The organism is Massilioclostridium coli (assembly GCF_900095865.1).
GTDB classification, from domain to species: domain Bacteria; phylum Bacillota; class Clostridia; order Oscillospirales; family Ruminococcaceae; genus Massilioclostridium; species Massilioclostridium facile.
In genome coordinates this window covers 330,912-345,487 of the sequence record NZ_FMIZ01000005.1, presented here as the reverse complement: position 1 = coordinate 345,487, position 14,576 = coordinate 330,912, and the positions used below count along the sequence as shown (strand labels likewise).

The following is a 14,576-nucleotide window of genomic DNA, read 5'->3' as shown; positions in this document are numbered from 1 at the left end:
GAATTTCTACTGCGTTATTTGACAAAACTGCCAGCTCCTTTTCGGTTAAATATGCAGGATAAAACGATCCTGCGCTTTTTTGAATACTAACGCGCCAACAACCAATACAAACAATGCGCTGCCTGCACAAATTAAATTCTCACGTAATCCAGGAATAAACCCATAATCCGCGTTATTCATAACGACCGCACGGAAGTATTCGACGTAGTGGTACATTGGGTTTAAGTTTACAACAGTCCACAGTGTATTCCCGGCAATGCCGCCCACTTCACTTGCGCTTTTTAACAACGAAACTGGATAAATGATTGGTGTCAAATAGGTCCACAAGGTAATAATAACCCCATACAGGTGGAGAATATCCCGGAAAAATACGGTTAAAGCACTTAAAATAAAGCTCATTCCAATTGCGAACACCAAGGTATATAAAATTGGAACAAAGAATAAGATTACCCGCCAGGTTGGCACCATACCCTGGAAGAACATAACAATGACAACCGCAATCAAGGAGAATAATAGGTTTACCAAACTAAATAGACATTTTTCCAGCGGGAAAATATACTTTGGAATATATACTTTTTTGATCAGAGAAGATGCTCCTATAATGGAAGACATAGAAGCACTGGTCGCTTCTGAAAAAAAGTTGAACAAAGATGACCCTACAATATAAAATACAGGGAAATCCGGCACTTGAATTTTTAACAAATAGCCGAATACCTGTGTCAATACAATCATGGTTAACAATGGATTTAAAATACTCCACGCCAGCCCTAGAACGGAACGGCGGTATTTCACCTTGATATCACGGCCTGTTAAATCCATCAGCAATGGGGTATAACGTTTAAAATCAGCTAAGTATCCTCTCAAACCGATACTCCTTTCCAACTACTGGATGTCTTTTAACAATGGGTTTTTCTTATCTTTTTCACTCAGTAATACTTCTACCCCATCAATCAAAGGCCATTTAATTCCTACTTCTGGGTCATTCCAGAACAGAGCGCCTTCATCTTCCGGATGATATAAATTTGTTACTTGGTATACAAATTCAGCCACATCGCTCAATACATAAAACCCATGGGCAAAACCTTCTGGAACATAAAATTGGCGTTTGTTTTCCTCGGAAAGGTTTACACCATACCATTTTCCATAAGTTTTGGAATCTTTTCTTAAGTCAACTGCAACATCATAAACTTCCCCTTTTGTGCAGCGAACCAATTTTCCCTGTGGGAAGTTCTTTTGGAAGTGCATCCCACGCAATACGCCCTTACAGGAACGGGATTCATTTGCCTGTACAAAACGCATGGTTAAGCCAGCGTCATGGAAGTCTTTTTCGTTGTAGGTTTCCATAAAATAGCCGCGGGCATCCCCAAAACGTTGGGATTCAATAATAAATAAGTCATCAATTCCGGTTTCAATAAATTTAAATTTACCCATTTTGTATTCTCCTCATAAATCCATATAGGGGCAGTGATGATTAACTGCCCCTTTGGTCATTATTTATTTGCGTACATTTTTTCGTAGTACTGTTGGTATTGACCACTGGTTACATTATCCATCCATTCTTTGTTGTCCAAGTACCATTGGATTGTTTTTACGATACCAACTTCAAAGGTGGTTTCTGGATACCAACCCAAATCCTCTTTAATTTTATCTGGAGCGATTCCATAACGTCTGTCGTGGCCTTTTCTGTCCTCTACATACTTGATGAGGTGCTCGCCAACTTCGCTGTCAATATTTTTCTGAATATAATCGATAATGGTTTTTACAATGACAATATTAGGACGTTCGTTGTGGCCGCCTACATTGTAAACTTCGCCAATTTTACCATCGCGGATTACCATATCAATTGCTTTGCAGTGGTCTTCTACAAACAACCAGTCGCGCACCTGCATGCCATCTCCATATACTGGCAGTTGTTTATGCTGCAATACATTGTTGATCATCAATGGGATCAGTTTTTCAGGGAACTGATATGGGCCGTAGTTATTGGAACATCTAGTAATATTCACTGGGAATTTGTAAGTATCATGATAAGCTTTTACAAACAAATCAGCGGAAGCTTTACTGGAAGAATATGGGCTGTGAGGATCCAGTGGAGTGGTTTCCATAAAATAACCTGTTTCGCCCAAAGAGCCGTATACTTCATCGGTAGAAACCTGTAAATATTTCACGCCTTCTTTGTATTGGTCATCGCCAATCTGCCATGCCTTTTTGGCGCATTTCAGCATGTTTACGGTACCCATAACATTGCTTTCCACAAAGATTTCTGGGTTTGTGATGCTGCGGTCTACGTGGCTTTCTGCCGCGAAGTTTACCACATAGTCAATTTCGTTTTCCTCAAAAATTTTAGAAATTGCAGCTTCATCACAGATGTCAGCCTGTACAAATACATGGCGTGGATTGTTTTCCACATCTTTTAAGTTTTCCAAGTTACCTGCATAGGTCAGTTTATCTACATTGATGATTTTGACATCATCATATTTGTTCAGCATATAAATGACAAAGTTAGAGCCGATAAATCCAGCGCCGCCGGTTACTAAATAAGTTTTCATGTTTTATTATCCTTCTTCCTTATAGTTTTTTGCGTAACTTTCCAGGGCTTCTTCCCAAGAACGCATATGGTCACCAATAGTACAACGCAACATCATATTATCCAAAGAGGAATACGCTGGGCGTTTTGTTGGACTTGGGAATTCTTCTGATGTGCAAGGGCTTACTTTTGCGTCTACATGGAATACTTCCATGATTTTACAAGCAAACTCATACCAACTGCATTCACCATTACAGGTACAATGATAAACACCATATTCATTGGTAACAGCTAATTGCAACAGATGATAGGCCAGGTCAGCCGCATTGGTTGGGTTTCCACGCTGATCATCTACTACAGTTACCGCTCCATTGGTTCTTCCAAGGCGCAGCATTGTTTTGATAAAGTTTTTGCCTACATAACCATATAACCAGGATGTTCTAGCAATAAAGTATTTATCACAAAACTCCCGTACATATTGTTCTCCCAGGTTTTTGGAAGCACCATAAACGCTTTGCGGATTGGTAATATCCCATTCCACATAAGGGCGGTTTCCATCTCCGGCAAACACATAGTCAGTTGATACATGCACCAGTTTTGCATCCAGCTTTTTACACATAACAGCCAGATTCCTTGGACCAATGGCATTTGCTTTCATCGCAACTTCTTGGTTAGTTTCACAGCCATCTACATTGGTCATTGCCGCACAGTTAAAAACAACATCTGGTTTATGCTGTTCCATAAAGGCGGATACAGCATCAAAGTCTCCAATATCCAAATCTTCAATATCAACGGCTACTACAGTCGCATTTTTGTATACTTCTGAAATAGGACCCAATTCGGATATTCCTGTTTTTAAAACTTTTTGTAATTCAGTACCTAACTGTCCATGACAGCCTGTAATGACAATATTCATATTCGCTTCCTCTTATTTCACAACAACTGTTTCTGCTACTTGATATAAATACTGGCCATATTCTGTGGTTTTCATACGGTCAGCTTGTTGTAACAGCTGTTCTTTGGTAATAAATTTATTGCGGTAAGCAATTTCTTCTAAACAGGATACATACAATCCCTGGCGGGTCTGTACCGCTTCAATAAAGTTAGCAGCTGCCAGCATCGCACGGTGGGTACCAGTATCCAGCCAAGCCATGCCACGGCCAAATAATTCTACTTTTAATTTTCCAGCTTCCAGATAAGCGTTGTTCACAGAAGTGATTTCCAATTCACCGCGAGCAGAAGGTTTTACATTTTTCGCGATTTCCACAACCTTGTTATCATAGAAATACAATCCTGGAACCGCATAGTTGGATTTTGGATGTTCCGGTTTTTCCTCAATAGAAAGTACATTTCCGTCTTCATCAAAATCTACAACACCAAATGCTTTTGGATTGCTTACATGGTAGCCAAAAATAGTAGCGCCATCTTTACGGTTTACAGCAGCCTGTAAGCGCTCTGTAAAACGGTAGCCATAGAAGATATTATCCCCTAATACCAAGCAAACATTATCATCCCCAATAAATTCTTCTCCTAAAATGAAGGCTTCTGCTAATCCCCTTGGAGCGGTTTGTACTACATAGGAAAAACGAACACCGAATTGGCTTCCATCCCCCAGTAATTCTTTAAATACTTCGGTATCACGTGGAGTGGAAATAATCAAAATATCCTGGATACCAGCCAGCATTAAAGTAGAAATTGGATAATAAATCATAGGTTTGTCATAAACGGTTAAAATCTGCTTAGAACAAGCAATCGTGGAAGGATACAGCCGTGTTCCAGCTCCTCCTGCCAATACAATCCCTTTTGTAGCCATAAAAAAATCCTCCTCATCAATATTGATAGCTGAATAACAATGAATGTTCTTTATACATAAAATATCTGTCCCAATTTTCGGATCACTCCATATTTCCACAGCCGGTAACGGAATAACAAAAATATCCGCTTCCCTTTCCAATACTTTGGCAAGGTAGCATATGCTTGTACAATCCGTTTTTGTTTTGGGGTAAGGCAATGGCTATAACAATACCAAAAAGCAGCAGCCTGTTGATAGGTATCCTGTACCATTTGCTTGTTATCCCCATTGCTTTTGAAACGGTGCAGTAGGTATTTGATATCCTTTACATTTTTTGCCCCTACCTGGTTCCCGCTGTGTTGGCGGTATAAAATGGTGGCACGATCTACAAATCCAATTTTGCCAAACGCAGAAGCCACCAACGCCAGCCACCAGTCGTGCATAATCGCATCATCTGGAAATTTCGGACATAAATCCAACAGGTAACGATTTACCATCATAGTACAGCCTGTTACAATATTTTGTGCCAGTAAATAATGGAGCTGTGTCCTCTCATAATCCATCTGCTGAGATTCAAACATGGAAGAAGAATATTCATACAAACGTTCATCCACAATTTTTAAATCTGTATGCACTAAAATCGGGGTCGTCGCCCCATAGCGACCTTCCAATTCTTTCATTTTATACATAGTCCATTCCACTTTTGCGGGTAACCATACATCATCATGGTCACATGTCATAACATAATCCGCTGTAGAATGGGCAAGCAGGTTAAAAAACGTATACTTGGCGTTTCCTGAATTGGTTTCGTTTACGTAATATTCAATTTTATTTGGATAACGCTGCTGATAGCGCTCCACAATTTCAGGGGTTTGGTCGGTGGAACAATCGTCCAAAATGATCAAACGCCAATTGGTAAATGTTTGTTTTATAATGGAGTCCAACTGTTCGGAAAGATAAGCAGCACCATTATAAACAGCCAACAAAATATCAACCATCGGTTTGCTTCCTCTTTTTCATTTGGCGTAAGGCCAATGCTTTTTTCAAGCGGATCCCTGTTAAAACAATCCCATTGGTCAAACAATTATACTTTTTTCGGTAATGCTTGTTATAAAACAGGACCATCGCCTGGTAAAAGTGGTTTACAATTGCAGGATTTGTATTCAAACCGCTCTGCCCTTTTAGGTGGGTCATACTCGCCTGCCCATAATATACTACTTGATACCCATTCTGTTTGACACGGTAGCACAGGTCCAAATCTTCGCCATACATAAAATAATCGTCATCAAATCCATCTATTTGTTCAAATACCTGTTTTGGCATCAACAAATAGGAGCCAGAAACACTATCCACTTGTGTAATCGTATCCTCTTTCACAAAGGTCTGTCGGTAAGCGCCATATTTCTTAGATTCCGGATGGCGTCTGTCCATACCGGAAAAATAGTAGAGAGAACTCATTGGCGTAGGAAATCCTCGTTTACAGCCATGATCCAATGTACCATCCGCCAACAATGTACGAACGCCCAAGGCGCCAATCTCTGGGTGCTGTTTACAATACGCTACAGTCGTATCCAGTGTGCCCTCATGTAAAATGGTATCGTTATTTAAAAATAAAAGATAATCCCCATTGGAATAACTAGCACCTAAGTTACAGGCATTGCCAAACCCTTTATTTTGTACATTTAAATAGGTTTTAATCAACGGATGTTCCCTTGTATATTGCTGTTCTTTGCAACTGGAATTATCTATCACGATAATTTCGTATTCAATATGTTTTACTGTGGAAAAAACAGATTGTATCGTTTGTTCGGTCAATTCTTTTTTATTGTAATTGATTAAAATAATCGACAAATCCATTCTATCGCTCCAAATATCGTTTGCTTTCTGCTGCCGTTTTTTAACCGAAAAACAACATAAAAAGCGCATATCTATTACATTTTATCATTCCTTATTATACCGTTTTCTATTTTTGATGTCAATAGAATTACCGGATTATCGGCTGTTTCTAAAAAATCTGTCAAAATATAAAATTGCACAATTTACAATTCTATTTTTCTGTAATATTTACCAGTCATTTCTCTACAATTTGTATATTAAAACACTATTATTTTTTCAATTCCCATTTTCACACTAATATTTCTAAAATTATCTTGTTCCAAATAAGCGAAACCATACCCAAAAACTTTATTTTATTTCAAACATTTCAGGAATGGGACGATCTCCTATTTTCACTTGACTTTTTTCTTGTTCAACGGTAGTATATATATGATAGGATTGTATTGTTATGGCCACTTACAAACTTTGATTATAATAAGGTGGCTTGCTATCTGTAAATCCATAAATTTTTGAAAGAACAGGTGAAAAAAATGGCTAAAGTGAGAACCCGTTTTGCGCCATCTCCAACTGGCTATATGCATGTAGGTAACCTAAGAACTGCATTGTACGCATATTTGCTGGCAAAAAAATACGATGGCGATTTTATTTTGCGTATTGAAGACACAGACCGTGAACGTTATGTAGAAGGTGCTGTAGATATTATTTACGATACCCTGCGCAAAGCTGGATTAATCTGGGATGAAGGTCCGGATATTGGAGGGGATTATGGCCCCTATATTCAGAGCGAACGTATGGGTATGTTTAAAGGGTATGCGGAACAGCTAGTAGAAAGCGGACATGCCTATTACTGCTTCTGTGATAAAGACCGTTTGGAAGAGCTGCGTAAAATCCAGCAGGCTTCCGGTATCGCCCCAAAATATGACGGGCATTGCAAACATTTGAGCAAAGAAGAAATCCAGGAAAAATTGGATGCGGGCATTCCATATGTAATCCGCCAGAAATGTCCAACAGAAGGGACAACTACCTTCCATGATGAGGTGTTCGGCGATATTACTGTGGATAATTCCGTTTTAGATGACCAGATTTTAATCAAAGCGGATGGTATGCCAACTTACAATTTCGCCAACGTAGTAGATGACCACCTAATGGGGATTACCCATGTCATCCGTGGGAACGAATACCTGTCTTCTACTCCAAAATACAATTTATTATATGAGGCGTTTGGATGGGAACCTCCAGTTTATATCCACTGTTCCCCTGTTATGAAAAACGCAACCGAAAAATTATCCAAACGGAACGGCGACGCCTCTTTTGAGGACTTAATCAAAAAAGGATATTTAACCGAAGCAGTTGTAAACTACATTGCTTTGTTGGGATGGGCTCCAAAAGGGGAAGAAGAAATCTTTACCCTGCCAGAATTAATCCAAGAATTTGATGTTTCCGGTATTTCCAAATCCCCTGCTATTTTTGACACTCAAAAATTAAAGGCAATTAACGCAGAATATATTCGTCGGATGTCTTTGGATGAATTTGAGGAAATGGCAACCCCATATATCCGTCAAACCTGTAAAAAAGAAGATGTTGATTTACGCCTATTGGCAGAAATGCTTCATCCCCGTTGTGAACTATTCACCGATATTCCAGAACAAGTGGATTTTATCGATAAACTTCCAGATTATGATATTGCAATGTACACCCATAAAAAAATGAAAACCAATGCGGAAACCGCTTTGGTTGCGTTAAAAGAAACTTTGCCAGTATTAGAAGGGTTAAATGAGTGGAACATGGACAGCATCCATAACACTTTATTTGAACTGATTGGCAAATTAGGTGTAAAAAACGGTTATATTTTATGGCCAGTACGTGTGGCTGTTTCTGGAAAACAGTTTACTCCTGGCGGTGGAATTGAAATTTGCGACCTATTAGGCAAAGAAGAAACCCTGCGTAGAATCCAAATTGGCATTGAAAAACTCTCTTAAGGACACATTATAATGAAACTAGTTTTATTGGATACCGCTGCCCTTGCTTCTAACGATTTGAGCCTGGATGTTTTCCAACAGTTTGGTGAAGTGGATTGTTATGACCGTACCCCACCAGAATTGGTAGCAGAACGAATTGGAACTGCGGAAATCGCATTTACCAACAAATCACTGATTTCCAACCAGGTACTGGATGCTTGTCCCAACTTAACATACATTGGCGTATTCGCAACAGGCTATAATGTCATTGAAGATATCCACTACGCAGCCCAAAAAGGGATTACCATCTGTAATGTACCCGAATATTCCACCGCTGCTGTCGCTCAAAACGCATTTGCCCATATCCTTTCCTTTTACAATAAAATCGATGAGCACAGCCAATCCGTCCATCAAGGAGATTGGCAAAACTGCAAAGATTTTTCTTACTATTTTCCAACCTTCGAACTGCTTGGAAAAACATTAGGAATTATTGGTTGTGGTTGCATTGGACAGCAAATGGCAGCAATTGCAACTGCATTTGGGATGAAGGTATTGGCATATACCAGAACACCAAAACCAGAATTAGAACAACAGGGAATCCATTTTATCAATTTAGATAATCTGTTACAACAAAGTGATATTGTTAGCATCCACTGTCCATTAACGGAACAAACAGAACATCTCATCAACAGGGAACGGCTTTCTAAAATGAAGCCAACCGCCCTATTAATCAATACGGCACGAGGGCCAATTGTTGAGGAACAAGCCTTGGCAGATGCGCTAAATAGCGGTAAAATTGCAGGTGCTGGAATAGATGTGGTTTCCCAAGAACCAATTCTTGCAACCAATCCATTACTAACAGCAAAAAACTGCCATATTACTCCTCATATTGCTTGGGCGGGTTATGAAACACGTTCTCGATTATTACAAATCGCTGTGGATAACCTAACAGCCTTTTTAAATGGCAGTCCACAAAATCAAATTAATTAATATCTGAATAAAAATATCCTTTCTGTATGATATTGTAATGCAATGCACTGATACACCAGAAAGGATATTTTTTATTTTATGATAATAGGATCACTATAAAACCAATCCCGTAGATTGTTTTATAAACACGGAAAATGGGACAACAAAAATATTACATCGCACTACCTTACTAAATGGATATAAATCTGTAAGGAATACTGCCAAATATAAAAACCGCTTAAAAAAATACGACTCACAAAAACATTACTAGAAACAATAAAATCTTTATGCTCTTATTCCATAAATAACTGTTGTATCCTTTTCGATAAAATGATTTTTGTAGTGTTATAATTTCAACATAATATTCTTTTTCAATTACAATCCATCAAAATAGGTCAATAATAAAAATGTTTATTTAGGCTATCCTTCTGGAAACTTGCTAAAATCTTATCTAACTTAAATAAAATTGAAAAAGCTTTTCACACTTAATCAGATAGTCAAGAGCATCTCTTGCACAATCCTACTATAAGAGATGCTGATTTCTATTATTGCACGCTGCCACCTGTAAACGAGTCAAAAAAAGTACTATTTTATTCGCTATTTAATCATTCTTTCACTTTTCGGCTTGGATAAAGCTCTCCATTATAATTGTTGCACTACTCTTTTTTCCATATCTAAAAGATACCATGTAAAAAGCCTGATAGGAAAATTTCCTATCAGGCTCCTACTATTCAATCTGTAATCGCTTTGATGTTTTTACTTCTTCTTTCTTTTTTGGAAGAGTTAGTTTCAAAACACCATTATCATATTTCGCTTTAATATGGTCTGTATCTACCTCTGACACATCAAACTGTCTGGAATAAGATCCATAAGAACGTTCACAGCGAACGTAATTATTTTTCTTATCCTTTTCTTCATGTTCAGAGTGACGTTCCGCTTTAATAGTCAATACATCACCATCAATATCCAAGCTAATGTCATCTTTGTTAAATCCTGGAAGATCCGCTTCCAAAACATATTCATTACCATGGTCTATGATATCTGTTTTAAACTCTGACAACATATGGTCATCAAAGAAATCAAATGGCCTGTCAAAGAAATTTCTTTCTAGCTCTTCCATCTCGCGGAATGGATTATAAGAGGACAGATTGTGTCTACGATTGTTATAAGGTCTCATGGCAAACATATAAATTACCTCCGATTAAAAAGTATTAATTATTTAATCCGATTCAATTTACATGCGTTCGGTTTGGATTAACAGGTCAACGAACGTTTATTATTTTTCCCATTGGAATCACCTTCTGTTAGTAGATGTTTGTTTTTCTTTCTTTTTACAATTATTATTGTAGGATTCAAAATCGCATGGTGTGTTATAAAAATGTGAACTTTTTATTTCACTGCAAATTATCTGTTTTTTCTATTGAAAACAGCTTCCCGGATACTCTTGTAAAGCTGGATAATAAAGGTTGGACAAAATGCCAGCAAATAAATAAAACCAATATTAGCACCACTTAATGGAGCAACTGAGAATAAACCATGCAAGAATGGGATATACATCACTGCGCTTAATAGCAACACACCCACTACAAAAGCAAGTACACTGTAAATATTGCTAAACAGCCCTACTTTTCCAATAGAGTGTTTGCTTCTACAGTTGAACCCATGGAACAATCGTGCCAAAGATAAAGTACAAAAAGCCATGGTACTTGCAACAGCAGCGGAAGTCTGCAATCCAATGTAGAAAGCAATTAAAGTGAAAATTCCAATAATACAACCTTCTACACAGATCCGCATTAAAAAGTCCCCTGTTAAAATACCTTCTTTTGGATCACGTGGAGGGTCTTTTAAAACATCCTTACTGGCTGGTTCCATACCAATTGCAATTGCAGGAAGGCTATCCGTCAGCAAGTTGATAAACAACAAATGTACAGGAACAAATGGAACTGGCAACGCTGCAATAGAAGTATACAGTACCACTAAAATTCCTGCCATATTGCCACCTAACAGGAATTTAATTGCGTTTTTAATATTGCGGTATACATTTCTACCATTGGCAACCGCTTTTACAATGGTTGCAAAGTTATCATCCGTTAAAATCATCGAAGCGGCATCTTTGGATACTTCAGTACCAGTAATACCCATTGCAATTCCGATATCCGCCTTTTTCAGAGCTGGTGCATCGTTTACTCCATCTCCAGTCATAGAAACAATTTTGCCTTTTCTTTGCCATGCGTCTACAATACGGATTTTATGCTCCGGAGATACTCTTGCGTAAACAGAAACTTTTTCCAACACTTCATCCAACTGCTGGTCGGTAAACGCATCCAATTCCAATCCAGTTAACGCCATATCCCCTTCCTGCATAATGCCGATTTGTTTGGCAATAGCGGAAGCAGTTACTTTATGGTCGCCAGTAATCATAATTGGTTTAATGCCAGCACGGCGGGCATCGGCTACCGCCTGCTTGGATTCTTCCCTTGGAGGGTCTATCATCGAAATTAATCCTACAAAGGTATATCCCTGCTCATCTTCTAATGTAATATTATTTTCTGTATTCAGTTCTTTGCAGGCGAAAGCAAGAACACGCAGCCCATTTTCAGATAAGTGTTGGTTGGCATCCAAAATTTTCTGTTTATCTTCTGGCGTAATTGGACAGACACCCTTTGCCGTGTAAATTTGGGTGACCCGTTCCATTAGCACGTCCAATGCACCCTTTGTGAGCATCATGCGTTTTCCATTTAGCATATGGACAGTACTCATCAGTTTCCGATCAGAATCAAATGGAATTTCCGATAATCGAGGGTACTGTTCTCTATAAGAGACTTCCTCTACTTCAAAATGATGCGCTAAATCAATCAAAGCAAATTCAGTGGGGTCTCCAATGGGGTTTCCATCAATAATAGTAGCGTCATTTGCCAATACAGCTGTGTCCAATAATAGTTGATGGACTGGATTGGAACGATCTAACTTTTTGCAATCAAATAATTGATGGTCTGTATAAATTTGCTGTACGGTCATTTTATTTTGGGTTAATGTCCCTGTTTTATCCGAACAGATAATGGATACAGAACCCAAACTTTCTACTGCTTTTAATTGTTTGATAATGGCGTTTTCTTTTACCATCTTCTGTGTTCCCATTGCCAATACAATGGTAACAATACTGCTCAAAGCCTCTGGAATTGCCGCTACAGCTAAGGCAACCGCAAACATCAAAGCATCCAGGAAAGGCATACTACGATATAATCCTAGCCCAAATACCACAATACAGATAGCAATGATTACAAGAGCTAATTTTTTGCTAAATTCATCCAAACTCACTTGTAATGGGGTTGCTTTTTGTTGTGTCTGGTTCATTAAGGTAGCAATCTTACCAATTTCGGTATTCATTCCTGTAGATGTAACTACCATAACTGCTCTGCCATAGGTAATAAACGACCCAGAAAATACCATATTCTTCTGGTCCCCCAAAGGCAATTTATCTTGGTTGATCTTTTCCGCTATTTTGGTTACATTCTCCGATTCTCCCGTTAAAGAGCTTTCATTCACCTGTAGGGAATAGTTCTCCAAAATCCTGCCATCTGCCACAACCATATCGCCAGCTTCTAAAAATACGATATCCCCTGGTACTACTTCAGCAGAAGGGATTTCAATTTTCACACCATTCCGCAGTACTTTGGCTGTAGGAGAAGAAAGAGATTTTAAACTAGCTAAGGACTTTTCCGCTTTAAAATGCTGTACAGTGCCTAAAATCGCGTTCAGGATAATCACCGCAAAAATAACAATGGTACTTTCTATTTCTCCTGAAAACATTGAAATAATTGCGGCTACAATCAGGATACCAACCAATAAATCTTTAAATTGCTCTAAAAAAACCACAATTGGCGATTTTCGTTTGGTCTCTGTCAATGTATTATCGCCATATTTTTGCCGGCGTTCTGTTACTTGGGAATCCTGCAGCCCCTCCATTTGGGTATCCAATGCCTTTAATACGGATTCCGCAGACTGGTTAAAATATGCTGCCATTGGCAATCCACTCCTTTTGTATTTCCTTTTTGATTCCACTATTCCATTGTAAAGTAACAAAAAAGACTTTTAATGTAATCCCTTTCATCGGAATTACATTAAAAGTCTTGTTACCAACTGGTTTGGTATACACCACCAGATTACACTAGCGTAATCGAGGTTGTTGATGATGTATTTCAACTACTCCCTTTTAATGGATATACAATATCATAAAACGAAATATAGAATCTATTGCTAGTATAACATCTATTCCGGCAGGATGCAACCATAGTATACCCTAAATAAACAAAATTTACACAATCGCTAAATGTTCATATTTTATTTAAAATTATTCTTCATAAGGACGAACCCGTAAAGTAACACCAATGCTATCACAAATTTCTTTGCTCTTTTGCTGTTCTTCCAGGGTCGTCACCTGGTCTACAACCGTCATAACCACATTTGGTACATACTTGGTGCAATCTTTTGCATATTGTAACATCGCGTCAAAAGATTTGAAACCAAATTTGCTCCTGGTCAATCGGTAATATTCTTCCGCATCTGGTGCATTTAAACTGATCGAAACAGTGTCAATCAATCCTTTTAATTGTTGCGCAGTAGGCTTCTTCCATATTAAATCCGCCAGCCCATTGGTATTGATACGGATGAGCAAAGAAGGACATGCTCTCTTACAGTAGGCAGCAACCTGTAACAAAACATCCAAACGCTCAGTAGGTTCCCCATATCCGCAAAATACCAGTTCGTTATATTGGGTAAGATTCTGTTTTTTCAGCTCTTCTAAAATTTCTTCAAAACTGGGCTCATGTTCCAACCACAAGGAATCCGAGCCATATACCCCATCCTGGTTCTGTCTTAAACAAAAAGTACAGGAACATGGGCATCGGTTGGTTAAATTCACATATAGCCCATCTTTCGCTGGATATAAAATTGTCATATTATTTCCTCCTATGCGTTGTTTTGACTAAAAATACGATTGCGCTGTTTAAACCCCATTCGATCCAAAGCAAACCCTAAAACCAGATATAATCCACCGCTGAACCCAATTTGAACGAAATAACCGGTAATTCCCGCCAAAGGCGAAATCCAGTTTTGCACGATAATTACTTCAGCCAGATAATATCCCCCTACGCAAAGAGCAAACGCAGGTATTAAGCCAAATAAGTTCCGTTTACACAATATCGTTTTTGCCTTATTGGTAAAACAAAATACTGTAAGCGCCTTAATAATAATAGTAGGTACTACCCAAATAACATAGCCAGACAAAGCATCTGCCATCGCTGCACCAACTACACTGGCGCCTATCGCATAAGGGGTAGGTAATAAGCTAGCTGCCATATAAATAAACGCATCACCAACATGGGTGTATCCGGTATGGCTGGGAATGTGTAGATAAGCGGTTAAAACAAAAATTAATGCGGCGAACATCGCTGATAATACCAGGTATTTTACTTTTGTTGTGTTCTGTTGCATA

13 protein-coding genes are annotated in these 14,576 nt (G+C 38.5%); 2 read left to right on the top strand and 11 right to left on the bottom strand.

Annotated features, from left to right (window positions below; translation table 11 throughout):
* Nucleotides 1-45: 45 nt before the first annotated feature.
* The 7 genes from BQ2683_RS02055 to BQ2683_RS02025 are packed head-to-tail and all read right to left on the bottom strand — an operon-like array spanning nucleotide 46 to nucleotide 6,176.
* A complete protein-coding gene (locus tag BQ2683_RS02055) occupies nucleotides 46-864 on the bottom strand; it encodes an ABC transporter permease (RefSeq protein ID WP_186997050.1) in 819 nt (272 codons plus the stop codon).
* Between the two features lie 18 nt (nucleotides 865-882).
* Complete coding sequence (gene rfbC / locus BQ2683_RS02050) at nucleotides 883-1,431, bottom strand: dTDP-4-dehydrorhamnose 3,5-epimerase (protein WP_069987100.1); 549 nt, start codon at nucleotides 1,429-1,431, stop codon at nucleotides 883-885.
* Between the two features lie 59 nt (nucleotides 1,432-1,490).
* Nucleotides 1,491-2,549 carry a dTDP-glucose 4,6-dehydratase gene (gene rfbB, locus BQ2683_RS02045; RefSeq protein ID WP_069987099.1) on the bottom strand — a complete coding sequence of 353 codons (1,059 nt, stop codon included), beginning with the start codon at nucleotides 2,547-2,549 and terminating at the stop codon, nucleotides 1,491-1,493.
* A gap of 6 nt (nucleotides 2,550-2,555) precedes the next feature.
* Complete coding sequence (gene rfbD / locus BQ2683_RS02040) at nucleotides 2,556-3,443, bottom strand: dTDP-4-dehydrorhamnose reductase (protein ID WP_069987098.1); 888 nt, start codon at nucleotides 3,441-3,443, stop codon at nucleotides 2,556-2,558.
* A gap of 12 nt (nucleotides 3,444-3,455) precedes the next feature.
* Nucleotides 3,456-4,340, bottom strand: a complete 885-nt coding sequence (gene rfbA, locus BQ2683_RS02035) for a glucose-1-phosphate thymidylyltransferase RfbA (RefSeq protein ID WP_069987097.1) — start codon at nucleotides 4,338-4,340, stop codon at nucleotides 3,456-3,458.
* 50 nt (nucleotides 4,341-4,390) lie between these two features.
* Nucleotides 4,391-5,317: a glycosyltransferase family 2 protein gene (locus tag BQ2683_RS02030; RefSeq protein WP_069987096.1), complete on the bottom strand. Its 927-nt coding sequence runs from the start codon at nucleotides 5,315-5,317 to the stop codon at nucleotides 4,391-4,393.
* Nucleotides 5,310-6,176 carry a glycosyltransferase family 2 protein gene (locus tag BQ2683_RS02025; protein ID WP_069987095.1) on the bottom strand — a complete coding sequence of 289 codons (867 nt, stop codon included), beginning with the start codon at nucleotides 6,174-6,176 and terminating at the stop codon, nucleotides 5,310-5,312. The genes BQ2683_RS02030 and BQ2683_RS02025 overlap by 8 nt, the downstream gene beginning before the upstream one ends.
* Nucleotides 6,177-6,685: 509 nt before the next feature.
* Between BQ2683_RS02025 and gltX the strand changes: the two genes are divergently transcribed.
* Both gltX and BQ2683_RS02015 read left to right on the top strand, forming a co-directional pair.
* Nucleotides 6,686-8,134 (top strand): glutamate--tRNA ligase, encoded by a 1,449-nt coding sequence (gene gltX, locus BQ2683_RS02020; RefSeq protein ID WP_069987147.1) that lies wholly within the window; start codon nucleotides 6,686-6,688, stop codon nucleotides 8,132-8,134.
* A 12-nt stretch (nucleotides 8,135-8,146) separates the two neighbouring features.
* Nucleotides 8,147-9,103, top strand: coding sequence for a D-2-hydroxyacid dehydrogenase (locus BQ2683_RS02015; RefSeq protein WP_069987094.1), 957 nt, complete (start codon nucleotides 8,147-8,149; stop codon nucleotides 9,101-9,103).
* A 706-nt stretch (nucleotides 9,104-9,809) separates the two neighbouring features.
* Here BQ2683_RS02015 and BQ2683_RS02010 read toward each other — a convergent pair.
* The 4 genes from BQ2683_RS02010 to BQ2683_RS01995 all read right to left on the bottom strand — a co-directional run bounded on the left by BQ2683_RS02010 (nucleotide 9,810) and on the right by BQ2683_RS01995 (nucleotide 14,575).
* The gene (locus BQ2683_RS02010; protein ID WP_069987093.1) at nucleotides 9,810-10,268 is read right to left on the bottom strand and encodes an Hsp20/alpha crystallin family protein; all 459 of its coding nucleotides are present in this window, start codon (nucleotides 10,266-10,268) and stop codon (nucleotides 9,810-9,812) included.
* A gap of 218 nt (nucleotides 10,269-10,486) precedes the next feature.
* Nucleotides 10,487-13,105, bottom strand: a complete 2,619-nt coding sequence (locus BQ2683_RS02005) for a cation-translocating P-type ATPase (protein ID WP_069987092.1) — start codon at nucleotides 13,103-13,105, stop codon at nucleotides 10,487-10,489.
* Nucleotides 13,106-13,433: 328 nt separating this feature from the next.
* Nucleotides 13,434-14,039: a TIGR04100 family radical SAM protein gene (locus tag BQ2683_RS02000; RefSeq protein WP_069987091.1), complete on the bottom strand. Its 606-nt coding sequence runs from the start codon at nucleotides 14,037-14,039 to the stop codon at nucleotides 13,434-13,436.
* Nucleotides 14,040-14,050: 11 nt separating this feature from the next.
* The gene (locus BQ2683_RS01995; RefSeq protein ID WP_069987090.1) at nucleotides 14,051-14,575 is read right to left on the bottom strand and encodes a TIGR04002 family protein; all 525 of its coding nucleotides are present in this window, start codon (nucleotides 14,573-14,575) and stop codon (nucleotides 14,051-14,053) included.
* Nucleotide 14,576 lies beyond the last annotated feature (1 nt).